Source organism: Streptomyces coelicoflavus (assembly GCF_045041415.1).
In the GTDB taxonomy this organism is placed as follows: Bacteria; Actinomycetota; Actinomycetes; order Streptomycetales; family Streptomycetaceae; genus Streptomyces; species Streptomyces coelicoflavus.
Genome location: NZ_CP108218.1, coordinates 1,473,352 through 1,498,752, shown reverse-complemented (window position 1 = coordinate 1,498,752; position 25,401 = coordinate 1,473,352). Strand labels below are relative to the sequence as shown.

The window sequence follows — 25,401 nt, the reverse complement described above, 5'->3', positions numbered from 1 at the left end:
CACCCTTACCGGAGGAGCAGAGGTATGCGCACAAGGAGAAGGCAGCTGTCCGCGCTGTGCGTCGGAGCGGCCGCGGCGACGGTACTGGCGCTCGCCGGACCGGTCGCCGCCGCCCCGGCGGACGGGCCGTCCGCCGGGGGCACGATCCGGAACGCGGACGCGGCCGGCGCGGTCCAGGGCCGGTACATCGTGGCCCTGGAGGGCCGGGCCTCCGTGCAGGCGGGCGCCGAGGCCGACGTACGGGCCGACGCCCGGGCGCTCGCCCAGCGGTACGGCGCGCAGGTCCGCCAGGTCTACTCGGCGGCCTTCCGGGGCTTCTCGATATCCGCCACCGAGGCCGAGGCGAAGCGGCTCGCCGCGGCGGACGGCGTCGAGTACGTGGAGGCCGACGGCACCGCCCGCCTCACCGGCACCCAGCCCGACCCGCCCTCGTACGGCATCGACCGCGTCGACGGCGCACTCGACGACGCCTACACCTACCCCAACACCGGCTCCGGGGCCACCGCCTACGTCATCGACACCGGTGTCGACATGGACCACCCGAACTTCGAGGGCCGGGCCGCGAGCGGTTACGACTTCAGCGACAACGACCCGGACGCGAGCGACTGCCAGGGCCACGGCACCCACGTCGCGGGCACCGTCGGGTCGCGGGACTACGGAGTCGCCAAGGACGTCGACATCGTCTCCGTGCGGGTACTGAACTGCCAGGGCACCGCCCCGTGGTCGACGGTCATCGACGGCATGGACTGGGTGGCGCGCAACGCCTCCGGCTCCTCCGTGGCCAACATGTCGATCGGCGGCGACCCCAACTCCTCCGTCGACCAGGCAGTCCAGGGCCTGATCAACGCCGGCGTCACCACCGTCGTCGCGGCCGGCAACAACAACCGGGACGCCTGCACGTACAGCCCCTCGCGCACCGCCGACGCCATCACCGTCGGCGCCACCACCAGCAGCGACACCCGCTCCAGCTTCTCCAACTACGGCCGCTGCCTCGACCTGTTCGCCCCGGGCAGCGACATCGTCTCCACCCGCAACGGCGGCGGCCAGACCTCGATGAGCGGTACGTCGATGGCGTCCCCGCACGTCGCGGGCGCCGCGGCCCTGTACCTGTCGGCCCACCCCGGCGCCGCACCGCAGGAGGTCCGCGACGCCCTGGTGAACGGCGCCGACCAGGGGGAGGTCGGCAACCCGGGCAGCGGCTCGCCCAACCTGCTGCTCAACGTGTCCGGCCTGGGCGGCGACGGCGAACCGCAGCCGGACGAGCCCACGGCGGCCTTCACCGCCGACTGCTCCTCGACGGAACCGAGCTGCGCCTTCGACGCCTCCGGGTCCACCGACCCGGACGGTGACATCGCCTCCTACGCCTGGGACTTCGGCGACGGGAAGACCGGCACCGGCGCCACCCCCTCGCACACCTACGCGGCGGCCGGCACCTACGAGGTCACCCTCACCGTCACCGACGGCGCGGGCAACTCCGACACCGCCACCCGCTCCGTACGGGCCGGCGCGCCCCCGGCGGGCGACACGCCCAACGCGTCCTTCACCGCCTTCTGCATGCAGACCGGCTGCGACTTCGACGCCTCCGGCAGCACCGACCCCGACGGTGACATCGCCTCCTACGCCTGGAGCTTCGGCGACGGCCAGAACGGCAGCGGGGTGACCGCCTCGCACCGCTACCCGGCCGCCCAGGAGAACTTCACCGCCACCCTCACCGTCACCGACGGCACGGGCCACTCCGACACGGCCTCCCGCACCATCCAGTGCTGGAGCTTCGGCTTCTGCTTCGCCAACTGACCGGCCTCCGCCGGCCGTCGGTCCCCGAAGGGCGCACCCGGACACGACCCGGGTGCGCCCCGCCCGTCTCCCGGCCGTCAGCCCGTCAGCCCGTCAGCACTCCGCGCACGAACGCGTTGGTGAACTTCCCCGCCGGATCCAGCTCCTCTGCCAGCGCCCGGAAGTCGCCCAGCCGCGGGTACAGCGCACGCAGCCCGTCCGCCGGAGTCGCGAACACCTTCCCCCAGTGCGGGCGGGCCGCGAAGGGCGCGAGCGCCTCCTCCAGCCGCCGCACCACCGGCAGCACCGCGGCAGTGTCCTCGACCCAGGTGAAGTGCGCGGCCACCGTGTCCCGCCCGTAGGCCGGGCTCATCCACTGGTCGTCGGCGGCGACCGTGCGGATCTCGCAGGTCTGGAGCACCGGCGCGAGCACGTCGCGTATCGCGTCCATCGCGTGCAGCGCGGCCGGGGCGTGCTCCCGGGGCATCAGGTACTCCGACTGCAACTCGGCACCGCTGCTGGGCGTGAACTCGGCGCGGAAGTGCGGCAGCCGCTCGTGCCAGGGCCCCGGCACCCCGAACTGCTCCGTGCAGTTGACCGCGGGCATGCCCGGCACCGGATGCATCTTCTCGGCGGCGGCCTCCGCGTACGGGAAGCCGTCCAGCGGCTGGTCGGTGCGCCGCTTCAGCCACACCTGCCGGAACCCGGGCGCCCGCCAGTCCGTGAACAGGCTCACGCTGTACGCCGCCGCCATCACGGTCTCGAACGTCGCCGTGTCCAGGCCGTCCAGCGGCAGCTCGGTGAAGACGTGCTGCTCCACCTCGTAGGCCGGCTCCAGGCCGAGGGTGAGCGAGGTCACCACGCCCAGGGCGCCCAGCGAGGTCACCGCCCCGCCGAACCGCTCGTCACCGCGGGCGATCACCACGGTCGAACCGTCCGCCGCGACCAGCTCCACCTCGCGCACCACCGACGCCAGCGGGCCGTTGCCCACCCCGGAGCCGTGGGTGCCGGTCGCCACCGACCCGGCGACCGAGATGTGCGGCAGCGACGCCATGTTCGCCAGCGCCAGCCCCCGCGCGTGCACCGCCCGGGCCAGCTCCGCGTACCGCACACCGCCGCCGACCCGCACCGTACGGGCCGCCGTGTCGACGTCCACCTCGGACGGCAGGTCCGCCAGCGACAGCAGGACGCCCTCCGCGCCCGGCTCGGCGATCTCGTTGAAGGAGTGCCCGCTGCCCAGCACCCGCACCCGCCCGCTCCCGGCCACCAGGGACCGCAGGGCGTCCAAGGAGTGCGGCCGGAGCAGTTCCTTGGCGGTGTACGTGATGTTGCCGGCCCAGTTGGTCACCGTGATGTCGCTCATGGCCCGGAAACCTACCCGGCGCGCCTGGAAGGGGCCCCGGGCGGGAAGCCGCCGTCGCGGGGGCATACCGTGAGAAGTCGAACGCCGCAGCTGGGAGGAGACACGGGATGGACAGCCGTACCGCGCTGGTCGAGGATCTGATGGAGCGGTTCCCGAACGTACCGCGCGAGGCCGTCTTCAAGGAGGACCTGCTGCGCGGCGGCGTCGCCTTCGACCCTTCCGCACTCAGTGACAACGAGAGCGGCGAGGTCAAGCCGAAGTCGTACTTCATCTTCTCCTTCGACCACGGCACCCTGCCCGAGCTGGGCGAGGCCGCCCTGCGCCGCCCGCCCGAGGAGATCATCCTCACCGGCGGCCCCTACGACCTGCGCCGCACCGTCGTCTCGGTCCGCGTGAACCCGGCCTCCCCCTACCGCGTCGCCGCGAACGAGGACGGTGTCCTCGGTCTCTACCTGGACGGCAAGCGGATCGCCGACGTCGGTGTGCCGCCCATGCCCGAGTACTACCGGCACAAGCTCTCCAACGGGAAGTCGGTCATGGAGGTGGCCCCGACCATCCAGTGGGGCTACCTGATCTACCTGACCGCGTTCCGCGTCTGCCAGTACTTCGGCGCCAAGGAGGAGTGCCAGTACTGCGACATCAACCACAACTGGCGCCAGCACAAGGCGGCCGGGCGGCCGTACACGGGCGTGAAGGACGTCGACGAGGTCCTCGAGGCCCTGGAGATCATCGACAAGTACGACACCGCCAAGATCTCCACCGCGTACACGCTCACCGGCGGCGCGATCACGTCGAAGGTCCAGGGTCTGGACGAGGCCGACTTCTACGGGCGGTACGCCAAGGCCGTCGAGGAGCACTTCCCCGGCCGCTGGATCGGCAAGGTCGTCGCCCAGGCCCTGCCCAAGCCGGACGTCCAGCGCTTCAAGGACTACGGCGTGCAGATCTACCACCCCAACTTCGAGGTGTGGGACGAGTACCTGTTCAAGATGTACTGCCCCGGCAAGGAGCGTTACGTCGGCCGCGACGAGTGGCACCGGCGCATCCTCGACTCCACCGACGTCTTCGGCGCGCGCAACGTCATCCCCAACTTCGTCGCGGGCGTGGAGATGGCGGAGCCCTTCGGCTTCAAGACCGTCGACGAGGCCATCGAGTCCACCACCGAGGGCCTGCGCTTCTTCATGTCGCACGGCATCACGCCCCGCTTCACCACCTGGTGCCCCGAGCCCACCACCCCGCTCGGCAAGACCAACCCCGACGGCGCCCCGCTGGAGTACCACATCCGGCTGCTCCAGGCCTACCGCCAGACCATGGAGGACTTCGGTCTCTCCTCGCCCCCCGGCTACGGCCCGCCCGGCGCCGGCAACGCGGTCTTCTCGGTCAGCTCCTTCATGGACAGCCTGCCGGCGGACGCGCCCGTGGAGGTGTGAGCGGACGGTCCGCGGTTAATCGGTGGCGCGGCCCCCGGGTGCGCGTCTAAGGTGACGGATGTTCGAGCGCGGCGGTCTCAAGGGCCGCCGCGACAGGGGATTCTCAGAGGAGGTGTCGACCATGGCTGTCACTGTGACGGGCGCTGCCCGCATCCAGGAGCCCATCGAGTCCACCTCCTTGGCCACCGGCTGATCTCAGCCGCTCCCTGAGATCCCGCACCGGGGCCGCACCCTGAAGGGTCACCCCCTTGACTTCCACGTCATCCACCTCCGCCCACTCCGCCCTGACCTCCTACGGCTGGGACGACGACTGGGCCGACGCGTTCGCGCCGTACGCCGCCGAAGGGCTGCTGCCCGGACGGGTCGTCCGGGTCGACCGCGGGCAGTGCGACGTCGTCACCGCGGACGGCCTCGTGCGGGCCGACACCGCGTTCGTCACCCCCAACGACCCGCTGCGCGTGGTCTGCACCGGCGACTGGGTCGCCGTGGACCCCGAGGGCGGCACCCCCCGCTACGCACGGACGTGTCTGCCGCGCCGTACCGCCTTCGTGCGCTCCACCTCCTCCAAGCGGTCCGAGGGGCAGATCCTCGCGGCCAACGTCGACCACGCGATCGTCGCCGTGTCGCTCGCGGCCGAACTGGACCTCGCCCGGATCGAACGGTTCCTCGCCCTCGCCTGGGAGTCCGGGGCGCAGCCCCTGGTCGTCCTCACCAAGGCCGACCTCGTGCCCGACCCGGTGACCCTGGCGTACCTCGTCCAGGACGTGGAGACCGCCGCGCCCGGCGTGGCGGTGCTGTCCGTCAGCGCCGAGCAGGGCGAGGGGCTCGACGTGCTCGCCGCCGTCGTCTCCGGCGGCACCGCCGTGCTGCTCGGACAGTCCGGCGCCGGCAAGTCCACCCTCGCCAACGCGCTGCTCGGCGAGGACGTCATGGGCGTCCAGGCCATCCGCGACGTCGACGGCAAGGGACGGCACACCACCACCACCCGCAACCTCCTCGCCCTGCCCGGCGGGGGAGTACTGATCGACACCCCCGGGCTGCGGGGCGTCGGGCTGTGGGACGCGGGCACCGGCGTGGACCAGGTGTTCGCCGAGATCGCGGGGCTGGCCGAGGAGTGCCGGTTCCACGACTGCGCCCACGAGAGCGAGCCGGGCTGCGCCGTCCTCGCCGCCATCGACAGCGGCGCACTGCCCGAGCGGCGGCTGGAGAGCTACCGCAAACTCATGCGGGAGAACCAGCGCATCGTCGCCAAGACCGACGCCCGGATGCGGGCCGAGATCCGGAAGGAGTGGAAGCGCCGGGGCGCCATCGGCAAGGCGGCGATGGAGGCCAAGAGGGGCGGCCTGCGGTAGCCGACCGGCCCTCCGGACCCCTCCAGCGCGATGTCCGATTTCCGCCAGCCCGGATGTCCGGTCTGGCGGAGACTGGAGGGCGTGACACCGACAGCGGAGTACGAGAAGACACGCGAAGACGGCAGGTACGAGGCCGTGCGGAGCCGGGACGCCCGGTTCGACGGCGCGTTCTTCTTCGCCGTCGAGACGACCGGCATCTACTGCCGGCCCAGCTGCCCCGCGGTCACCCCGAAGCGGCACAACGTGCGGTTCTTCGCGACGGCAGCCGCCGCGCAGGGCTCGGGTTTCCGGGCCTGCCGGCGGTGCCGTCCCGACGCCGTGCCGGGCTCCGCCGACTGGAACGTCCGCGCCGACGTCGTCGGCCGGGCCATGCGGCTGATCGGCGACGGCGTCGTCGACCGCGAGGGCGTCGCCGGACTCGCCGGACGGCTCGGCTACAGCGCCCGCCAGGTGCAGCGCCAGCTCACCGCCGAGGTGGGCGCGGGGCCCGTGGCCCTGGCCCGCGCCCAGCGGGCGCACACCGCGCGCGTCCTGTTGCAGACCACCGGACTGCCCGTCACCGAGATCGCCTTCGCGTCCGGCTTCGCCAGCGTGCGGCAGTTCAACGACACCGTCCGGGCCGTGTACGCGGCCACCCCGAGCGAGCTGCGTGCCGCCGCCCCGGCCCGCGACCGGGCCGCCCGGCACACGGCCACCCCCACCGCCGGCGTCCCGCTGCGCCTCGCCCACCGGGGCCCCTACCAGCCCGGCCCGGTCTTCGACCTGCTCCAGCGGGAAGCCGTCGCCGGGGTGGAGGAGGTGAGCGGCGACAGCGGCCGACGCGTCTACCGGCGCACCCTGCGCCTGCCGTACGGCACCGGGATCGTCGCCGTCCAGGAACGGACGGGGCGGACGGGGCGGCCCGGCACCGGCTCCGGCGGCTGGCTGGAGGCCCGCCTCCACCTCACCGACCTGCGCGACCTGACCACCTCCGTACAGCGGCTGCGGCGGCTGTTCGACCTCGACGCCGACCCGTACGCCGTCGACGAGCGGCTCGGCGCCGACCCCCGGCTCGCCCCGCTGGTCGCCGCCCGCCCGGGGCTGCGCTCACCGGGCACCGCCGACCCCGACGAACTGGCGGTACGGACCCTGGTGGGGCGCGCGGAGGCCGAGCGGCTCGTCCAGCGTTGCGGCAAGGCCCTCGACGCGCCCTGCGGCACCCTCACCCACCTCTTCCCCGAACCGGCCGTCCTCGCCGAGGCCGCGCCGGACGGCACCCCGGGCGCGCTCGCCGCCGCCCTCGCCGACGGCGCCGTACGCCTCGACCCGGGCGCCGACCGGGACGACGCCGAGCGCGCCCTGCTCGCCGTGCCCGGCCTGGACGCCCGTACCGTCGCCGTCGTGCGCACCCGCGCCCTCGGCGACCCGGACGTCGCCCCGCCCGGCACCGCCGTGCCCGACACCTGGCGCCCCTGGCGCTCGTACGCACTGAACCACCTGCGCGCCGCAGGAGACTGGGAGAACGACCGATGACCACCCCGACCTACTGGTACGAGACCGACAGTCCCGTCGGGCGGCTGCTCCTCACCGCCGGACCCGACGGGGCGCTCACCTCCCTCTCGGTGCCCGGGCAGAAGGGCGGCCGGAGCGTCCAGGACGGCTGGCTGCGCGACGCCGGGCCCTTCCGGGCGGCAGCGGAGCAGCTCGCGGCCTACTTCGCCGGGGAGCTGACGGAGTTCCGGCTGCCGCTGCGCGCCGAGGGCACCGCCTTCCGGGAGCGCGTGTGGGCCGCCCTGGACGACGTGCCCTACGGGGCGACGACGACGTACGGCGAGATCGCCGCCCGCATCGGCGCCTCGCGGCCGGCGGTCCGTGCCGTCGGCGGCGCGATCGGCGCCAACCCGCTGCTGATCCTCCGTCCCTGCCACCGGGTGATCGGCGCCGACGGCTCCCTGACCGGGTACGCGGGCGGTCTGGAACGCAAGACGCGGCTGCTGACGCTGGAGGGCGCCCCGGTCAGCCGGCCAGCACCGCTCCCAGCCACGCCCCGGTGATCAGCAGACACGCGAACAGTTCCGTCAGCAGATCGGCGCCGCCGTGGCGCATCGCGGTCCGCAGCGACGCCATCGCCTCGCCGTGCCGCCCGAGCCGCAGCCGCTCGGCGAGGTAGATGCCGCCCAGGAAGCCGGGGATCGCGCCCAGCACGGGGACGACCACGAAGCCGAGGACGGCGCCCGCGCCCCCGTACGAGGTCAGCCGGCGCATGGCCTCGTCCCGGCGTCTGCGGCGGGTCGGCAGCGCCCAGCGCACCGCCCGGGAGAGCAGCAGGACGACGGTGGCGCCGACGAGGACCGCCCACGCCAGCGGCCGGGGATCCTTCAGCGCCCACCACAGGACCCCGGCCCACACCAGCCACGACCCGGGCACGCCGGGGAGCAGGACGCCGCACAGCCCGAGCAGAACGACCAGGCCGGTCAGGAGGAGGTCCCACGCTCCCATCTGTCCAGGGTGCAGGAGTCCGGCCCGGTCCGCAGAAGTCCGGCGCGGCGGACAGGGCTCCTCCGGCTCCTCCCGGCGCCGCTCAGCGCTCTCCGTGCTCCCCGTGCTCCCCGGGCTCTCTGGCCACCCAGTCCCGCTCGTAGGCGTGCCAGCCCAGCTGGAGCCGGGTGGTGACCCCGGTCAGCTCCATCAGGCGCTTCACCCGCCGCTGTACGGTGCGCAGGCCCAGGTCGAGCTGCTTGGCGACGCTCGCGTCGGTCAGACCGGCGAGCAGCAGGGAGAGGATCTCCAGGTCGGTGCCGTCCGGACCGTCCGGGCCGTGCTCGGTCACGCCGGCGGCGCCCAGGCGCAGCGGGAGGGCGTCCCGCCACACCGCCTCGAAGAGGCCCGACAGCAGCTCGAGCAGTCCGCTGGCGTGCACGACCAGCGCGGCGGGCTCCGAGGAGCGCGCGGTGAGTGGCACCAGGGCGAGGGAGCGGTCGGCGACGACCAGTTTCGTCGGCACCCGGTCCACGACCCGGACCTGCTCGTCGCGGCCCAGCGCGGCGGTCAGCTCCGTGACGCCGGTCGGCAGGTCGAGCACCGACCGCTCGACCACCACGCGGTAGCGGACACCGCGTCCGGTGGCCTGCTCCTCCGCGTCGTTCTCCATGCCGGTCACGGCGACCGGTCGGTCGGTGACCAGCGCGCAGACCTCGTCGTTCGCGCCGAGTTGCAGCTGGAGGAAGCGCCGGGCGACGGCCGCGGCGCCGGTCACCACCTCCACCAGGTCGTGCACGGCGGGCTCGGCCGCCGCCGCCCGGTACTCCTCCGCCAGCAGGGCCGCCGCCAGCTCCGCCCGGTCCAGTTCGTGCCGCTGCTGGGTGAGCAGGGCGCCCAGCGCGACGCCCGGCGGGGCCGCGACCCAGCGTCCCGGGCGGGCCGAGGACTGGGCGGCGAGCCCGTGCTGCTCCAGCCTGCGCAGCGCGCGCTCGGTGTCCTGCTCGCCGAGCTCCAGCCGCCGCGCCAGGTCGGACACGTCGGCCGCCCCCACCGACACCAGCGCGCGGTACGCCGACTCCTGCGCGTCCTCCAGCCCCAGCACTCCCAGCATCAGGCGTCGCCCCTCCCCGGAACCATGATCAACTCTGTCGGCGGGGACGTCCGTGGCGGAAAACGGCCACGGCGTAAACCCGCCCGCGGACATCATCGCCGTACCGCCGGTCACTCTGCCAAGGTGGCGTCGCCGAGCGGTCCTCCCGTGGGGGGTGGGGCCGCTCGGCCACCCCACCGCGCACAACCGTTCGACGCGTCCCCCGACACGCCGCCCGGCGCGCGCCGGTCCGCCCGAATTTCCCGATGCCCCGTTTTCATATGGCTCCCTCGGTGGACAATCAGGAGCATGAGTCAGCAGGGGGGAAGGCCCACCGGTCCCACCGGTCCCACCGGTCCTGAGGACGACTGGTGGGGGCAGCTGTACGACGACTCCACCGACGACACCGGCCCCACGGCCGCACCCGATTCCCTGGACGACCGCTTCGCCTCGGCGTCCGGAACGGTGGCCCGCCGTCCCGGCCCCGACGGCCCGACGGCACCGCCCCCACCGGCCCCCGCCCCGCCCGGACCCAGGGCCCCTTGGTGGGCGTCGGCGAACCTCCCGGGCGGCGGCGTCCCCGGCCCCCGCACCGCGGGGCCGTCCGGGCCCGGAGACGAGCGCCCGGGTGCCGGCGGGCCGCCGCGTCCAGTGGGCCCGCCGGGGCTCGGCGACGACGGCCCGCGTGGTGCGGGGCCATCGGGTCCTGAGCGCCCGTCGCAGGCTGGTGACGGTGGCTCGGGTGACAGTCCCGTGGACTTCCCGCCGGGGCCCGCACGGCCCGGCACCACACCGCCCGCCGCGGCTCCGCGGGCGTCCGGCGCCGCAGAGCCACCGTCACCGCCGTCACCGCCGCCCCCGCCGCCGTCCCCGGCATCCGGTGGCCGGAGCCGGGGTGGTGATCCACGCGGGCTCACCACCTCGGGGAGCGGCGCCGCCGACCTCACCGAACCGCCCGCCGCCGTTCCGCCGCCCCGGACCCCGTCCGGCCTGCCCCCGCTGCCGTCGTCGTTCGTCCCCTCGCCGCCCGCCGGACCGGACGGCGCCGACCGCGACTACGTGGGCAGCGGACCGCCCACCTACGACGCCGAGCCCACCGCGCTGCCGCCCGCCGATCCCGACGGCCTGGACGGGCTGGTCCCCGACACCGTGCTGGAAGGGGCCAGGTACGGCACGTGCACGCTGCGGGCCGTCTCCGTGCGCGGGGACTCCGCGCGCTACCGGGGGGAGCCGCGGCGCGACGCGCTGCTCGTGGCCCGGTTCGGTGCCGGCGAGCAGGCGCTGGTCCTGGTGGCGATGGCGACCGGCGCCCGCGCGACCGCGGGGGCGCACCGGGCGGCGGCCGAGGTGTGCCGGTGGATCGGGCGGGCCGTGGGGCGCAGTCACGCGCGGCTCGCCGAGGACCTGCGGGCCGCCCGGCGCGGCGACCTGAAGTCCGGCCTGCACCGCCTCACCGACCGCAGCCTCGGCCGGCTCCGGGCCGGCGCCGCCGAACAGGGCCTCGCCCCGGACGAGTACGCGGCCACCCTGCGCTGCCTGCTGCTGCCCGCCGACCCGGAGTGCCGCACCCGCGTGTTCTTCGGCGTCGGCGCGGGCGGACTGCTGCGCCTGCGCGACGGCACCTGGCGGGAAATGGAGCCGGACACCGGTGACGTCACCGGCGAACCTGTCCTCGGCTTCGGCTCCCCGCCCCACGACGCGCCCCACGACGCGCCGAACGACGCGCCGAGCGAGACGCCCGACGGCGACCGGCTCACCATGGACCTCGGCATCACCACGGCCCCGGGGCCGTACGACGGCCCGACCGCGGAACCGCCCCGCGCGCCCTTCCGCTTCCGGGCCTCCGTAGCCCGCCCGGGTGATGTGCTCCTGATGTGCACCGCGGGCCTCGCCGAACCGCTGCTGAACGAGCCCGGGCTCGGTGAACTCCTCGCGCGGAGATGGGCCGGCCGCCCGGCGCCCGGACTCGGGGAGTTCCTCGCCGACAGCGGCGTGCGGGTCAAGGGATACGCGGACGACCGTACGGCCGCCGCCGTTTGGGAGGCGTGAGGCCGCCCGCTGTGGCATAGCTGGAGCCATGGCCAAACAGAACGTCGCGGAACAGTTCGTCGACATCCTCACCCGCGCCGGGGTGGAGCGCCTCTACGGAGTCGTCGGGGACAGCCTCAACCCGATCGTGGACGCCGTGCGCCGCCACTCCGGCATCGAATGGGTGCACGTGCGGCACGAGGAGACCGCCGCCTTCGCCGCCGGCGCGGAGGCACAGATCACCGGGAAGCTGGCCGCGTGCGCCGGCTCCTGCGGCCCCGGCAACCTCCACCTCATCAACGGGCTCTACGACGCCCACCGCTCCATGGCCCCCGTCCTCGCCCTGGCCTCGCAGATCCCGTCCAGCGAGATCGGCCTGGGCTTCTTCCAGGAAACCCACCCCGACCAGCTGTTCCGCGAGTGCAGCCACTACAGCGAGCTGATCTCCAGCCCCAAGCAGATGCCCAGGCTGCTCCAGACCGCCATCCAGCACGCCGTCGGCCAGGGCGGCGTCAGCGTCGTCTCCCTGCCCGGCGACATCGCCGACGAGCCCGCCCCGGAGAAGGCCGCCGAGACGGCCCTCGTCACCTCCCGGCCCACCGTCCGGCCCGGCGACGAGGAGATCGACCGCCTGGTGCGGATGATCGACGACGCCGAGCGGGTCACCCTGTTCTGCGGCAGCGGCACGGCGGGCGCGCACGCCGAGGTCATGGAGTTCGCCGGGAAACTCAAGTCCCCGGTGGGACACGCCCTGCGGGGCAAGGAGTTCATCCAGTACGACAACCCGTACGACGTCGGCATGAGCGGACTCCTCGGCTACGGCGCCGCCTACGAGGCCACCCACGAGTGCGACCTGCTGCTCCTGATCGGCACCGACTTCCCGTACAACGCCTTCCTCCCCGACGACGTGAAGATCGCCCAGATCGACGTCCGGCCCGAGCACCTGGGCCGGCGTTCCAAGCTGGACCTCGCGGTGTGGGGCGACGCCCGGGAGACGCTGCGCTGCCTGATCCCGCGGGTGAAGGAGAAGAAGAACCGCCGCTTCCTCGACCGGATGCTGAAGAAGCACGCGGACGCGCTGGAGGGCGTCGTCAAGGCGTACACCCGCAAGGTCGACAAGCACGTCCCGATCCACCCCGAGTACGTGGCCGCCGTGCTGGACGACCTCGCCGACGACGACGCCGTGTTCACCGTCGACACCGGGATGTGCAACGTCTGGGCGGCCCGGTACATCTCGCCCAACGGCCGCCGCCGCATCATCGGTTCCTTCTCCCACGGCTCGATGGCGAACGCGCTGCCGATGGCGATCGGCGCCCAGTTCACCGACCGGCGCCGGCAGGTCGTCTCGATGTCCGGCGACGGCGGATTCACCATGCTGATGGGCGACTTCCTCACCCTCGTCCAGCACGACCTGCCGGTGAAGGTCGTGCTCTTCAACAACTCGTCGCTGAGCATGGTCGAGTTGGAGATGCTGGTCGCCGGCCTGCCCTCGCACGGCGTGGCCAACAAGAACCCGGACTTCGCCGCCGTCGCCGAGGCCTGCGGCGTCTTCGGGGCGCGGGTGGAGAAGCCCAAGGACCTGGCGGGGGCACTGAAGGCGGCGTTCAAGCACAAGGGGCCCGCCCTCGTCGACATCGTCACCGACCCCAACGCCCTGTCCATCCCGCCGAAGATCAGCGCCGACATGGTCACCGGCTTCGCCCTGTCCGCCTCGAAGATCGTCCTGGACGGCGGCGTCGGACGCATGGTCCAGATGGCCCGCTCCAACCTGCGCAACATGCCCCGGCCGTGACCGCACGGACCCCCGGCTCGAAACTCGATGACTGCCGGGGGCCCGAACGGGCAAGGCTTTCCCCGTGAAGATGTTCGACCCGGACGGGACGAACCGGACAGACAGGGGGAAGCGACATCAGCGCGCCGACGGGGGACATGAAGGAGGAGGCGGTGTCACAGCTCAGGCGACTGCTCGGCCGGGCCGACCTGCGGGCGGTGCCCGAGGCCCGGCGGGCCCTGCGCGAGCTGCTGCGGCACTGGGGCGGGCCCGGACAGTCGGAGGTCGCGGAGCTCCTCACCAGCGAACTGGTCACCAACGCGCTCGTCCACACCGACGAGGGCGCCGTCCTGACCGCGACGGTCGGGCCGCGTGCCCTGCGGGTCGAGGTCCGGGACTTCGTGGGCCGCGGCAGACAGCCCCGGCCGCGCGCCCCGCAGGAGGGGAGCACCAACGGCAGGGGGCTGGTCCTGGTCGAGTCGCTCGCCGACGACTGGGGCGTACGGCCCTGCGAGGTGGGCAAGTCGGTCTGGTTCGAACTGGGCGCGGAACCGGACGAGGAGGCAGGCGCGGAAGCGGCCTGAGGCGCCGGGGCGACCCGGCGCCTCAGCGCATCGGTGCGGTGCGCCCCTTCTAGCCGAACTGCTGCTCCAGGTCCTTGAGCTTGCGCTCCAGGGAGTCCAGGCGGGGCAGGGCCTGGGTGTCGTCCTCCGCGGTGAGGTCCACGGTCTCCACGGCCATCGGCTCAGACCCGCTCCGCACGGGCTGGAGGGAGGGACGCCGGCTTCCTGCGGGCAGCTGCTCCGGGGTCGATATGGCAGGCTCCGCGGTGGCGCGTTCCGAGCCCCGCTCGACCTGCTGCACCTCCACCTCGACCTGACGGCCGCCACGGCCCGGGAAACCGCGGTGGCCGTGGCCCCGGCTGATCGCCTTGAGCTGCGCCCGCTCCAGCCGCTCCTGCTCGCGCCGCCGCAGCTTCTTCTCCTCCTTCTCGCGCCGGTCGTCGCGCACCTCCTCGACCGCCTCGTCCAGGCTGCGCACGCCCTCCAGGAGCATCAGCGACCAGGCGCGGTACGTCTCGCGGGGCGCGCGCAGCCAGCGGACCATGCGGATCTGCGGCAGCGGACGCGGCACCAGGCCCTGCTCGCGCAGGGCGGCCCGGCGGGTCTGCTTCAGCGCCCGGTCGAACAGCACCGCCGCCGACAGGGACATGCCCGCGAAGAAGTGCGGGGCACCCGCGTGCCCCAGGCCGCGCGGCGCGTGCACCCAGTTGAACCAGGCCGCGGCGAACGCGAAGGCCCACACGAGTATCCGCGAGCCGAGCGCCGCGTCACCGTGGCTGGCCTCGCGCACCGCGAGGACGGAGCAGAACATCGCCGCACCGTCGAGGCCGAACGGGACCAGGTACTGCCAGCCGTCGCTCAGGCCGAGGTTCTGCTCGCCGAAGCCGACCAGACCGTGGAAGGAGAGCGCCGCGGCGACCGCGGCACAGCAGAAGAGCAGGACGTAGGAGAAGGTGCCGTAGAGGGCCTCCTTGCGCCGGCGGCGCTCCTCCATGCGCTCCCACGAGTCGTCCGCGCCCGCGTCCTTCCCCGAGGAACGCTTGCCGCGCGCGAGCACCGCCACCGCCGCCAGCATGCCCAGGAGCAGCACGGCGCCCGGAAGCAGCCAGTTCAGCGATATGTCGGTCAATCTCATCTGGGGTCCCTTGCAGTGGGATAGGGCGTAACGCCCGCCATGGTGGCCCAAACCCAGCGGCCCTCAGGGGGTTTCGGGGCAAGAGGCCGCCAAGGGAGTGCAGAGGGAGTGCCCAGGGCGGCGTTCTGCTCGAACTGCCGCGTGAGGGGCGGGAGTTGAGTTCGATTAAGACTACCCGTACGGGTGGTTCCACGGAAAGTTCCCGCCACGCGTGGGGGAGTTGTGGAACAACGCGGACGATCTTAGCTGACGGCCACTCAGCCCGCTGCGGCGAGCAGCTTGTCGACGCGGTCGGCGTCGCAGGTCCGCGGGCAGGTGGCGCAGGTGTCCTCGGGGCGCAGGGTGTAGAACATGCAGCAGCTCGCCCGGTCCCGGGTGTGCAGCGGGGTGCCGTCGGGTCCCTTGAGCTCGCGGAAGGCCGCGTCCCCGACGTAGGGCCTGGTGGCGCCCGGCAGCAGCAGCTCCAGCTCGTGCCGTGCCCGCTCCTGCTCGCCGAGCAGGTGGGCGACGTACCACAGGCCCTCGACGATCTCGTCGGTCGCCATGCCCCACAGGGCGCGTCCGCGCCGCCGCATCCGGGGGCCGAATCCGGCCAGGACCGGCTCCAGATGCTCGGCGACCGCGGCCCGTACCTCGGCGCGCAGCGCCTCCTCGTCGGCGACCACCCGGGCGCCGGGCAGGGCGGCGGCGGGATCGCCGGGCAGGCAGGCGAACGAGGCGGCCCGTACGGCCATCCGGCCGAGGGGGAGACCGGCGGCCGTGCGGTCGTAGGCCACGCCGGCCGCGGGGAGGCGGGGCACCCGGCGGTGCAGGAACCAGGGCACGGTGATCAGCAGGCAGGCCGGCCACGCGTACCGGTGCAGGCCGAAGCTCGCGATCACGTCCGGCCGGGCCCGCTGCCCGTAGTCCCGCAGCACCTGCGCCTCGTCCCAGGCGAGGAACGCGGCCAGCTCCGGACCGCCCGCGGCGAGCGAGGCGGCCGTGACCCAGCCGTCGCCGCCCGGGATCCCGTCGGCCGCGGTCGGTTCGGTGACGCCCAGCCCGGGCAGGACCTCGGACAGGCGCGCGTAGGCGTCCGTGAAGGCCGTACGGGCGACAGGCATGCGGGACCACCGATCCACGTCGGAACAACGGGCTGCTTAAAGGTAAGCCTTACCTTACCCATGATCCTTCGGATTTGAACTGACGCCCCCTGCGCTTATGGTGCTTGACGGACGGGTGACAAGCCGCCGTAATGACCTCAAGTACCGACACGTCCCGCAGGAGGACCCGTGGAGTACAGCGCGCAGGGCGCCGCAGGAACGGGTACGGGGGCGGGTACGGCGGACGAGGCGGTGCGGATCCCGGTGCAGCCGGGAGCGGCGGACCGGGCACGGGACCGGGCCCCGGGCACCGGGGAGCCGGACGGGCCGGCGCGCGGCGAGCACACCCACGGCGAACCCCCGGCGCCCCCCGCGCGCGCCCTGGTCCGGCGTTCCTCCGTGCGCGGGCAGATCCTCGACGCCCTGCGCACCGCGCTGGTCACCGGTGAGCTGCGGCCCGGCGAGGTCCACTCGGCGCCCGTGCTCGGCGAGCGGTTCGGGGTCTCGGCCACCCCCGTACGGGAGGCCATGCAGCAGCTCGCCCTGGAGGGCGCCGTCGAGGTGGTGCCCAACCGCGGCTTCCGTGTCGTCGAACGCGGCGACCGCGAACTGGCCGAGCTGGCCGAGGTCCGGGCCCTCCTCGAGGCCCCGGTCTGGCTCCGCCTGGCCCGTACGGTGCCCGCCGGGCACTGGGCGCGGCTGCGTCCCCTCGCCGAGACCACCGTCCGCGCCGCCTCGTCGGGCTGCCCGGCCACCTACGCCGAGGCCGACCGCGCCTTCCACCGCGCGGTGCTCGCGCTGGCCGGCAACGAGCAGCTCCTCCGGATCGCCGGTGACGTGCACCGCCGCGCCCAGTGGCCGCCGGCCGGCTCGCCCTCCGTGCGCGGCCGGGCCGACCTGGTCGCCGACGCGCACGAGCACACCGCGCTCCTCGACGCGCTGATCGCCGGCGACCAGGACGTGGTGCGGACCCTCGTCGGGCAGCACTTCACCGACGCCCGCTGAACGCGGTTGTCCGGTGGTGCGGTCGCCCGGTGGTGCGGTCGCCCGGTGGTGCGGTCGCCCGGCGGTGCGGCCGCCCGGCGGTGCGGGCGCCCCCCCCTGAGCGAGGACGCCCGTACTGCCGGGCCGGGCCGGGTGGGTCCTAGAGCACCTCCTGCCGTTCCGCGCGGCTCGCCGGTACCTGCTTCCCCGTTTTGCCGGGCTTCGCCGCGCCGCGCCCCTTGCCGCCCTTGCGGCGCGCGGACCGGGACCCGGCGTCGCGGTTGTGCAACTCGATGGCGAGCGGGGAGGCGGTGAAGACCGAGGAGTACGTCCCGACTCCCACGCCGATCAGCAGCGCGAGCGCGAAGTCGGTGAGCGAGTCGTCGGCCAGGACCGCCAGCGAGGCGAGGATGAGCACCGCGCCCATGCCCGTGTTGACCGTGCGGGGCAGGGTCTGGAGGATCGCGTCGTTGGTGAGCCGGTCGAACGGTGTCTTGCGTTCCTTGCCCATCAGTTCCCGGACGCGGTCGAAGAGCACCACCGAGTCGTTGACCGAGTAGCCGATCACGGTCAGCAGCGCGGCCAGGAACACCCCGTCGATCGGCTTGCCCAGCCAGGCGAACACACCCACCAGGATGACCACGTCGTGGGCGAGCGCACTGACCGCCGCGGTGCCGAACAGCAGGCGGAAGCGGACCGCGAGGTACGCCAGCTGGGCGGCCAGGGCGAGGCCGAGGGCGATCAGGGCGTCCCGGCGCAGCTCCTCGCCGAGGCTCGGGCCGATCAGCTCGTCGCGGAGCTTCTCCGTCTCACCGCCCAGCTCGGAGACGGCCTTGGTGACGGTCGCCGCCTCGGCGTCGGTCAGCTCCTCGGTGCGCACCGTGAGGTCGCTGTCGCCGGAGGACTGGACGACGGCGCGCGGGAAGCCCGCGTCGGACAGCGCGTCCCGGGCCCGGTCGGGATCGACCCGGTTCGCGGTGGAGTACTCGATGAGCCGGCCCCCGGTGAACTCGATGCCGAAGTTCAGGCCGCGCACCAGGATGCCGGAGCCCGCCACCACCATGACGATCAGGGAGGCCGCCAGCCAGCGGCGCGGCCGGCTCATCAGGAACGGGTTGCGGCGCAGCAGGCCGTCCCGGACCGGTCCGGTGGACGAGATACCGGTGATGCCGGGACGGCGGAAGACCGCCGGGCGGCCCGCGGCGAACTCGGCCAGCACCCGGGTGATCACCAGGGCGCTGACCATCGAGGCCAGCACGCCGATGCCGAGCGTGACGCCGAAGCCCTTCACCGGGCCGGAGGCGAGGAAGAACAGCAGGGCCGCGGCGATCAGGGTGGTGACGTTGGAGTCCGCGATCGCGCTGAAGGCGCTGCGGAAACCGGCGGTCAGCGCCGACCGGGTGCTCGGACGGGTCCGGGCCGCCTGTTCCTCCCGGGCCCGTTCGAAGACAAGGACGTTGGCGTCCACCGCCATGCCGATCGCCAGGACGAAACCGGCGAGGCCGGGCAGCGTCAGGGTCGCGCCGACCGCGGCCAGGGCGGCGTAGGAGATCAGGCCGTAGCAGAGCAGGGCCACGGTCGCCAGGGCGCCCATCAGGCGGTAGACGAAGATGATGAACAGCGCCGTCAGCGCGGTGCCGATGACGGCGGCCCAGGCGCCGGCCGAGATGGCCTCGTCGCCCAGGGTGGCGCCGATGGTCCGCTGTTCGATGGTCTCGACCGGCACGGGCAGGGCGCCGCCCTTGATGAGCAGGGCGAGGTCGCGGGCCTCGGCGGCGTCGAAGGAGCCGGTGATCTGCGTGGAGCCGCCGGTGATGCCCCCGCCGCAGGACACGGAGGGGTCGACCTGCGGCGAGGAGATGATCTTGTTGTCGAGGACGATGGCGACCCTGCGCTGGGGATCGCCGGCCGGGTGACAGGCCGCCTCACCGGTCACCTTGGCCCACCGGTCGCTGCCGGCGTCCTTGAAGTCGACGGTGACGGTCCAGCCCGCGCCGTTCTGCTGGTCGAAGCGGGCGTCGGCGCCCTTGACGTCCTGCCCGGTCAGCGTGGCGTCCTTCAGCCGCAGGGACAGCCCGGACTCGTCCGGCAGCACCCGCTCGCCGTCCTTGGCGGCCTGGCCGTCCTCGCCCTCCTTTCCGGTCTCGCCGGGCGGGGTCTCCGTCGCGCCGAGCACCGAGTGGACGGTGAGCTGGGCGGTGCGGCCCAGCACGTCGGCCGCCTTCTTCGGGTCCTGTACGCCCGGCAGCTCGACGACGACGCGGTTCTCGCCGGAGCGGACGATGGTCGGCTCGGCGACACCGAGGGCGTCGATGCGGCCGCGCAGCACCTCCACGGTGCGGTCGGTGGCCTCCCGGTCGGCCTTGGTGGTCTCGGTGGACCGGGTCTCCAGCACGATCTGGGTGCCGCCGCGCAGGTCGAGCCCCAGGCGGACCGGCATGGTCAGGGCGATGGCCACGGACACGGCCAGCACGGCGAGCGCGAGGAGCGCGCGGACGTTCAGGGAGCCGGAACGCGAGCGCGAACGGGTGCGGGAAGGGGGACGGGAGCGTTTCAACACGGGCCTCCGGCGGGCACACCGCGGCGGCGGCCGAGCGCGGCCGCGGCGGAAGAAGGGGAAAGGTCGGGTGTGGTGTCTCAGATGCCGGAGGAGACGGGTGGCGCCCGGCCGCTGTCGTGGCTCGCGCGGCCGGGGGAGACCGGCACCGGGCCGGGCGCGAACGACGTCCGTGCGTGGCCGCCGGGGGCGGCGCAGCCCTCGGGGTGCGCGGTGGTCGCCGGGTGCTGGTCCGGTGCCGTCGGACGACCGGCCGGCAGGTCGTGCCGGGCCCGGGGCTGGGCGGCGCAGACCGGTGTGCAGCCGTCGTCGGCGTGGAGGTCGAGGGCCGGATGCGGCACGGCCGTGGCGGCGGCCGCCGCGAGGGGGCCGCGGGCACCGGCGTGCGAGCCGGCCGCGGGCCAGGCCGGGACCAGGGGCAGCAGGACGGTCAGCAGGACGGTGAGCACGGCCGCGAGCCGTCGGCGCATGCACCGTCCCCTTTCGTGGTGGATCAGCGGGCCTGGGGTGGGGGAAGCCCGGGGCTCCGGCCGGGGAGTGGGCGGCCAGAGCCACGGGCGGTTCATGGGGTCCGTCAGGGCTCGATCAGCCCGGCCCGGATGGCGTACCGGGTCAGCTCCAGGCGGTCGCGCAGCCCGAGCTTCTGGAGCAGGTTCGCGCGATGCCGCTGGACGGTCTTGATGCTGATGAAGAGGATCTCGGCGATCTCCTTCGACGAGTGGCCCTCGGCGACGAGCTTGAGGACCTCCTCCTCGCGCGGGGTGAGGATGTGGTCGGAGGTCTCCTCGCCGTGCCGTACCCGGTCGAGGTAGTTGCGGATGAGCGCCGTCACCGCACCCGGGTACAGGAACGGCTCGTCGCGCATCGCGGCCCGGCAGGCGGCCACGAGGTCCCGGTCGGCGACGGACTTGAGCACGTAGCCGCAGGCACCCGACTTCAGCGCCTGGAACAGGTACTGCTCGTTGTCGTGCATCGTCAGCATCAGGATGCGCAGCCCCGGCTTCAGCGCGGCCAGTTCGCGGGCCGCCTGGAGTCCGGTGAGGCGGGGCATCGCGATGTCCAGCACCGCGAGGTCGGCCTCGTGGGTCCGCGCCATGTCGATGGCCTCCGCGCCGTCGCCGGCCTCGGCGACCACCTCGAGGTCCGGCTCGCGGTCGAGGATGAGGCGCACCCCGCGGCGCACCAGCGCGTGGTCGTCGGCGAGCAGAATGCGGATCTTCGCCGGGGCGGACGCCTGGGACGGGCCGTACGCGGACGCCGTGGACGCCGACGCCGACGTCGCGGAGGCCGCGGCGGCCGCCGAGGACGACGCCGTCGTGGCGGCGGGGCGGCCGGAGGCGGACGGCTCGGGCAGGGACGGGTCGGACATGGTCGGGGCTACTTCCTGGGAAGGGGTGCGGTGAGCCGGATGCGGGTGCCGGCGCCGGACGTCGACGTGATGTCGAGGGCGGCCCCGATGAGCAGGGCCCGTTCACGCATGCCGCGGATGCCGGCGCCCTCGTGCGCCGCCTCGATGCCGCGGCCGTCGTCGGTGATGGTGAGCGTCACCGCGTCGTCCGCGCGGGCCAGACCCACCTCCAGCCGTTCGGCGTCCGCGTGGCGGGCCGCGTTGGTCAGGCTCTCCTGCGCCACACGGTAGAGGACCAGCTCGGTCTCGTGGTCCAGGGCCGGCAGATCGGCGTCGAAACGGCGCACCACCCGCAGACCGGTGTGGGTGGCGAAGTCGTGCGTGAGCGAGGACAGCGCGCTGATCAGACCGAGGTCGTCCAGAACGCCCGGCCGCAGCCGGCGCACCAGGCGGCGGACCTCGTCCAGGCTCTCCCGGGTGATCTCCTGCGCCTGGTGCAGCTCGTCGCGCAACGGCTCGTCGGCGTCGTCCGCCGCACGGCCCAGGACCAGCAGGATCGCCGTCATGCTCTGCCCGACCTCGTCGTGCAGCTCCTGCGCGATACGGCGCCGCTCCGCCTCCTGGGCGAGCAGCACACGGGCACTGCTCGTGGCCCGCTCGGCCTCCAGGCGGTCCAGCATCGCGTTGAAGGTGCGGATCAGCTCCGGGACCTCGCCACCGCCGGAGATCGGCAGCCGCTGGCCGGGACGGAGCAGGTCGACGGTGGTCATCAGCTTGGTGAGCCGCTCCAGCGGGGCCAGCCCCCAGCGCAGCAGCGCGCCGTTGGCCACCAGCATGACGCCCATGCCGAGCACGAGGACGACGGCCTCGGTCAGCAGGATCGGCACGGAGACGGTCACCGGAGCCCACAGCAGCAGCGCCGTGGCGAAGCCCAGCACCACCGAGTTGAGCCCGAAGATCCGCCAGAACAGGGACACCGGGGGTACGCCTCCTTCAGCGACGTGTCGACTTGGTACGCCTCTACTGTCGGTCATCGCGCACCCTCGGTGGGAGCTGCGGCCCAGGTAGCGACCGAGCAAGCGACCAGCGTGCCCCTCCCGGACCCGTCCGGTCGATGGGGCCCGACCCCCATTTCCGGCTCGCGGCATACCCATACGGCCGCACCGGCGCACCGTCGAGTGGATCCCGCGCCCCCACGCAAATGGGTCCTGCGCCCGATGGGTTTCCCGGCGCGGCCCGGCCAGGGTTGAGGATGACCGGGCCCCATCGGCCCGGCGCTCGGCATACCCGCGGAACCTGCGCGATGCCGCAGAAGCCCGCGCTTGCGCAGAACCTTCCGAGAACCCGCAGAACCTTCCGAGAAAAGGACCCTTCACCGTGTCGCTCGACGCCTCCCGCATCGAACCCCGCCCCGAGCGGCTGACCGCTCACGAGGCGCGCCAGCGTCTCGAACACGCCCGCAACACCCGCGTCACCCAGTTGCAGGCCCTCGCCGAGAGCGGCCAGGCGGACGACCAGCTCATGTCCGCGCAGAAGACCGCGATCGAGCGGGTGCTCAAGGAGATCGACGAGGCCTTCGCCCGGGTCGAGGACGGCACCTACGGCACCTGCCTGGGCTGCGGCAAGCCCGTACCGGGGGAGCGCCTGGAAATCCTCCCCTACACGCGGTACTGCGTCGCCTGCCAGCGCCGCGCCGCCACCTGAGCACGCCCTCCCGTCCCGTACCAGTCCCTCCCGCCCTGCCCAAGGGGTGAAGTGGTGAACAACCAGATCATCGACGACCGCGACACGCGTCTGTCGCCCCTGTCGCCCGAGGACCTCGCCGCGCTCCGGGACAACCTCCAGGAGCAGCGGCTGTTCCGCGAGGACCAGCTGCGGCAGATGGCGGCGGTCCCGTCCCGCACCGACGAGCTGATCCAGCGGCGGTCCGCCGCGCAGACCGAGGTCCGGGTCAAGCTGGCGGCCTCCGCGCGCATGGTCCTCGCCGACGTCGAGGCGGCCCTCGACCGCATGGACGAGGGCCGCTACGGCCGTTGTCACCTGTGCCGGCGCACCATCGACCGCGACCGGCTGATGATCGTGCCGCAGGCCCGCTACTGCGCCCGCTGCCAGCAGGTGCGGGAGGCCGGACGATGACCCTGCTCCGGCGGCCCCGCGCCGTGCTGTCCCGGCACCGGCCCTGGCCGCTGTGCCGGCAGTGCAGCGGCGTCGCCCTCGACATGGGCAGCGCCCGTACCCGCGCCTGGGTCTCCGGACGCGGGATGATCCTCGACGTGCCGACGGTGACCTTCCCCGGCGCGGGCGCGGTGTACCCCATCCAGCGGGGCTCCATCGTCGACACCCAGGGCACGGCCCGGATGCTCGACCGGCTGCTGGGACACCGGCTGCCCCGCTTCACCCGTCCGGTGGTCGTGGTCACCGCGCCGGTACTGGGCGGGCCGGCCTACCGGACCGAGGCCCGTACGGCCGTGGAGGTGCTGCGCCCGCGCAGTGTGCTGACCGTTCCCAGCGCGCGGGCGGTGGCCCTCGGGGCGGGCGCCGACCTGTCCCGGCCGCTGCTCGTCATGGACATCGGTGCCCATCTCACGGAGGTGGTGCTCCTGGTCGACGGCGCCGTCTTCGACGCCCGCCGTACCGCGCTGGGCACCGGGGACATCGACGACACCACCCCGTCCGCGCGGATCGGGGAGGCGCTGGCCGACATGACGACCTCGATGCTGCGGCAGGACGGCACGTCGCTCACCCTCGACGCGCTGAGCCGGGGGCCGCTGCTGGCGGGCGGCGGCGCGCTGCGCCCCGAGATCACCTGCCGTCTCGCCGACCGGCTGCACGTACCGCTGCGCGCGGTGCCCGCGCCCCACACGGCCGCCGTGCGCGGCGCCGCGAAGCTCCTGGAGGCCGCCCACACCCACCCGTCGACCACGGGCACGGACCCACCGGCGGGCCACCCGCACTGATCCGGCGCGGGCCGGCCCCGGTACGCCGGAGCACGGGCCGGGCCCTCCGGTGCCGGCCGTCCACCCGGAGGGCGGACCCGGAACCGGGGCGGCCGGTCCACTGCCCGGCCCCGTTGCCGGTACGCGGGCGGGGGCACCGCGCGGTCCGTGCCAGTCCACCCGCGGACACGGGCCCGGCGGTGGGCCACCGGCGCCAGGCCGGTCCGCCGCCCGGTCCCGGTTCGGGGCCAGGTGCACCGGTACGCGGGTCGGGCACCCCGGGGCCGGCCGTCCCCCTCCGGAGGCCGGGCGCGGGCGGACCCACCGGGGGTGCACCCGCGCCCGGCCGGTCCGCCGTCCCGGTCCCGGTCCGCCTCCCGGTGGAACGCCGGTACGTGGGCCGGGACTCCGGAGCCCGCTCCCGCTCCCGGCTCCGGAGCCCGCCCCCCCCGGCGCCGGACGCCGGACGGGTCGGGTGCGGTCCTCGGGACCCGGGGGTCCGCCCTCCTCCCGGCGATCCGCCCCTCCAGTGGTCCGGGGCCCGGCGGTCACCGGGGCGCCGCTCGCCCCGGCCCGACGTACCGGAAAATGCCGCGCCCGCATCTCCCACATGCCGCCCCCGTCCCCCGATCCCCGCCCCGACCCCCGACCCCCGCCCGCCCCGACCCCCGACCCCCGCCCGCCCCGTCCGCCGATCCCCGCCCGCCCCGTCCGCCGATCCCCGCCCGCCCCGTCCGCCGATCCACACCCCCCGTTCGTACGGCCGGCGCCCGCCCCGGTGTCGGCCGTACTCCGCGTCCCGCGCGCGTGACCTCGTGGCCTCGACCCGACAGGCCGCCCCGTCCCAGGAAGGAGACACACCATGGCCGGAGAGATTCCTCCCGCCCAGCCGCCGCCCGCCGGTCCCAGCCCCGACCCCGGGCCCGACCCCGCGCGGCACCCGTACCTCCTGATGTGGCGGTGGCGGCGCAACCCCCTGCGGCGGTTCAGCGACCGGGTGCGGGCGTGGGTCTCGCTCGGGATCCTGCTCGCCGTGCTGGTGGCCGCCCCGGCGGCGATGTTCGGGGTCGGCGACAGCGCCTACCGGCACTACCGGAGCACCGCCGAGCACGAGGAGCGGACCCGGGACCACCGCCCCGCCGTCCTGACCCACGACGCCCCGCGCCACCCCGAGCCCGGCTCCGACGAGGCGAAGGAGACCCGCTACCCGGTCCCGGTGCGCTTCACCGGCCCCGACGGGGTGAGCAGGACCGGGACGACCGAGGTCGAACCGGGGCTGCCGGCCGACAGCACCGTCCTGGTCTGGGTCGACCACGAGGGTCGGATCACCGAGCCGCCGCTGTCCGCGGAGCAGATCCGCAGCCGCACCATGGGCTGGGCGATCCTCGCCTTCCTCGGCGTCGTCGTCACCGGTCTCGCCGCCCACGCCGCCACGGGACTCGTGCTGTACCGGCGCAACCTCGCCCAGTGGGACGCGGCCTGGGCCAACACGGCCCCGCGCTGGAGCAGACTCCCGTGACGCCCGACCGGGG

The 25,401-nt window shown here is 74.2% G+C and carries 22 protein-coding genes; 13 read left to right on the top strand and 9 right to left on the bottom strand.

Features of this window, described 5'->3' with window-relative positions; translation table 11 throughout:
- Positions 1 to 24: 24 nt before the first annotated feature.
- A complete protein-coding gene (locus tag OHA99_RS06650) occupies positions 25 to 1,794 on the top strand; it encodes a S8 family serine peptidase (protein WP_366471221.1) in 1,770 nt (589 codons plus the stop codon).
- An 85-nt stretch (positions 1,795 to 1,879) separates the two neighbouring features.
- On the opposite strand, the gene OHA99_RS06645 is transcribed toward OHA99_RS06650, so the two are convergent.
- Entirely contained in the window at positions 1,880 to 3,136 is a 1,257-nt protein-coding gene (locus tag OHA99_RS06645; RefSeq protein WP_366471222.1) for a D-arabinono-1,4-lactone oxidase, read from the bottom strand.
- A gap of 107 nt (positions 3,137 to 3,243) precedes the next feature.
- On the opposite strand from OHA99_RS06645, the gene OHA99_RS06640 reads away from it, so the two are divergent.
- From OHA99_RS06640 to OHA99_RS06625, 4 genes are all read left to right on the top strand, one after another.
- The gene (locus OHA99_RS06640; RefSeq protein WP_381499534.1) at positions 3,244 to 4,563 is read left to right on the top strand and encodes a radical SAM protein; all 1,320 of its coding nucleotides are present in this window, start codon (positions 3,244 to 3,246) and stop codon (positions 4,561 to 4,563) included.
- 248 nt (positions 4,564 to 4,811) lie between these two features.
- A complete protein-coding gene (rsgA, locus tag OHA99_RS06635; RefSeq protein WP_381499531.1) occupies positions 4,812 to 5,915 on the top strand; it encodes a ribosome small subunit-dependent GTPase A in 1,104 nt (367 codons plus the stop codon).
- 30 nt (positions 5,916 to 5,945) lie between these two features.
- Positions 5,946 to 7,427, top strand: a complete 1,482-nt coding sequence (locus tag OHA99_RS06630; protein WP_228126073.1) for a bifunctional transcriptional activator/DNA repair enzyme AdaA — start codon at positions 5,946 to 5,948, stop codon at positions 7,425 to 7,427.
- Positions 7,424 to 7,948 carry a methylated-DNA--[protein]-cysteine S-methyltransferase gene (locus OHA99_RS06625; protein WP_108987690.1) on the top strand — a complete coding sequence of 175 codons (525 nt, stop codon included), beginning with the start codon at positions 7,424 to 7,426 and terminating at the stop codon, positions 7,946 to 7,948. Before OHA99_RS06630 ends, OHA99_RS06625 begins: the two co-directional genes overlap by 4 nt.
- On the opposite strand, the gene OHA99_RS06620 is transcribed toward OHA99_RS06625, so the two are convergent.
- Positions 7,911 to 8,393 carry a DUF456 domain-containing protein gene (locus OHA99_RS06620; protein ID WP_153177286.1) on the bottom strand — a complete coding sequence of 161 codons (483 nt, stop codon included), beginning with the start codon at positions 8,391 to 8,393 and terminating at the stop codon, positions 7,911 to 7,913. The two genes, OHA99_RS06625 and OHA99_RS06620, sit on opposite strands and share 38 nt — an antisense overlap.
- 82 nt (positions 8,394 to 8,475) lie before the next feature.
- Positions 8,476 to 9,486, bottom strand: coding sequence for a helix-turn-helix domain-containing protein (locus tag OHA99_RS06615; protein WP_381606045.1), 1,011 nt, complete (start codon positions 9,484 to 9,486; stop codon positions 8,476 to 8,478).
- 732 nt (positions 9,487 to 10,218) lie between these two features.
- Between OHA99_RS06615 and OHA99_RS06610 the strand changes: the two genes are divergently transcribed.
- From OHA99_RS06610 to OHA99_RS06600, 3 genes are all read left to right on the top strand, one after another.
- The gene (locus tag OHA99_RS06610; RefSeq protein ID WP_381499528.1) at positions 10,219 to 11,514 is read left to right on the top strand and encodes a protein phosphatase 2C domain-containing protein; all 1,296 of its coding nucleotides are present in this window, start codon (positions 10,219 to 10,221) and stop codon (positions 11,512 to 11,514) included.
- A gap of 28 nt (positions 11,515 to 11,542) precedes the next feature.
- Positions 11,543 to 13,285, top strand: coding sequence for a pyruvate dehydrogenase (locus OHA99_RS06605; protein WP_153177283.1), 1,743 nt, complete (start codon positions 11,543 to 11,545; stop codon positions 13,283 to 13,285).
- 152 nt (positions 13,286 to 13,437) lie between these two features.
- Entirely contained in the window at positions 13,438 to 13,848 is a 411-nt protein-coding gene (locus OHA99_RS06600; protein WP_153177282.1) for an ATP-binding protein, read from the top strand.
- Positions 13,849 to 13,897: 49 nt separating this feature from the next.
- Here the strand turns inward: OHA99_RS06600 and OHA99_RS06595 are convergent, their stop codons facing one another.
- Positions 13,898 to 14,962: a DUF2637 domain-containing protein gene (locus OHA99_RS06595; protein WP_153177281.1), complete on the bottom strand. Its 1,065-nt coding sequence runs from the start codon at positions 14,960 to 14,962 to the stop codon at positions 13,898 to 13,900.
- A 257-nt stretch (positions 14,963 to 15,219) separates the two neighbouring features.
- The gene (locus tag OHA99_RS06590; RefSeq protein ID WP_164382356.1) at positions 15,220 to 16,065 is read right to left on the bottom strand and encodes a (2Fe-2S)-binding protein; all 846 of its coding nucleotides are present in this window, start codon (positions 16,063 to 16,065) and stop codon (positions 15,220 to 15,222) included.
- Between the two features lie 168 nt (positions 16,066 to 16,233).
- On the opposite strand from OHA99_RS06590, the gene OHA99_RS06585 reads away from it, so the two are divergent.
- Positions 16,234 to 17,049 (top strand): GntR family transcriptional regulator, encoded by an 816-nt coding sequence (locus OHA99_RS06585; RefSeq protein WP_405694662.1) that lies wholly within the window; start codon positions 16,234 to 16,236, stop codon positions 17,047 to 17,049.
- Positions 17,050 to 17,188: 139 nt separating this feature from the next.
- On the opposite strand, the gene secD is transcribed toward OHA99_RS06585, so the two are convergent.
- The 4 genes from secD to OHA99_RS06565 all read right to left on the bottom strand — a co-directional run bounded on the left by secD (position 17,189) and on the right by OHA99_RS06565 (position 21,910).
- Positions 17,189 to 19,585, bottom strand: a complete 2,397-nt coding sequence (secD, locus tag OHA99_RS06580) for a protein translocase subunit SecD (RefSeq protein WP_405694660.1) — start codon at positions 19,583 to 19,585, stop codon at positions 17,189 to 17,191.
- An 80-nt stretch (positions 19,586 to 19,665) separates the two neighbouring features.
- Positions 19,666 to 20,055, bottom strand: a complete 390-nt coding sequence (locus tag OHA99_RS06575) for a hypothetical protein (RefSeq protein WP_405694658.1) — start codon at positions 20,053 to 20,055, stop codon at positions 19,666 to 19,668.
- Positions 20,056 to 20,159: 104 nt separating this feature from the next.
- A complete protein-coding gene (locus OHA99_RS06570) occupies positions 20,160 to 20,954 on the bottom strand; it encodes a response regulator transcription factor (protein ID WP_366471229.1) in 795 nt (264 codons plus the stop codon).
- An 8-nt stretch (positions 20,955 to 20,962) separates the two neighbouring features.
- Positions 20,963 to 21,910 (bottom strand): sensor histidine kinase, encoded by a 948-nt coding sequence (locus OHA99_RS06565; RefSeq protein ID WP_164382351.1) that lies wholly within the window; start codon positions 21,908 to 21,910, stop codon positions 20,963 to 20,965.
- Positions 21,911 to 22,310: 400 nt separating this feature from the next.
- Between OHA99_RS06565 and OHA99_RS06560 the strand changes: the two genes are divergently transcribed.
- The 4 genes from OHA99_RS06560 to OHA99_RS06545 all read left to right on the top strand — a co-directional run bounded on the left by OHA99_RS06560 (position 22,311) and on the right by OHA99_RS06545 (position 25,388).
- The gene (locus tag OHA99_RS06560; protein ID WP_054099719.1) at positions 22,311 to 22,637 is read left to right on the top strand and encodes a TraR/DksA C4-type zinc finger protein; all 327 of its coding nucleotides are present in this window, start codon (positions 22,311 to 22,313) and stop codon (positions 22,635 to 22,637) included.
- A gap of 51 nt (positions 22,638 to 22,688) precedes the next feature.
- A complete protein-coding gene (locus OHA99_RS06555; protein WP_153177275.1) occupies positions 22,689 to 23,069 on the top strand; it encodes a TraR/DksA C4-type zinc finger protein in 381 nt (126 codons plus the stop codon).
- Entirely contained in the window at positions 23,066 to 23,890 is an 825-nt protein-coding gene (locus tag OHA99_RS06550; protein WP_366471230.1) for a rod shape-determining protein, read from the top strand. The genes OHA99_RS06555 and OHA99_RS06550 overlap by 4 nt, the downstream gene beginning before the upstream one ends.
- Positions 23,891 to 24,731: 841 nt before the next feature.
- Positions 24,732 to 25,388, top strand: a complete 657-nt coding sequence (locus tag OHA99_RS06545) for a hypothetical protein (RefSeq protein ID WP_405694654.1) — start codon at positions 24,732 to 24,734, stop codon at positions 25,386 to 25,388.
- The last annotated feature ends 13 nt before the right edge of the window (positions 25,389 to 25,401 follow it).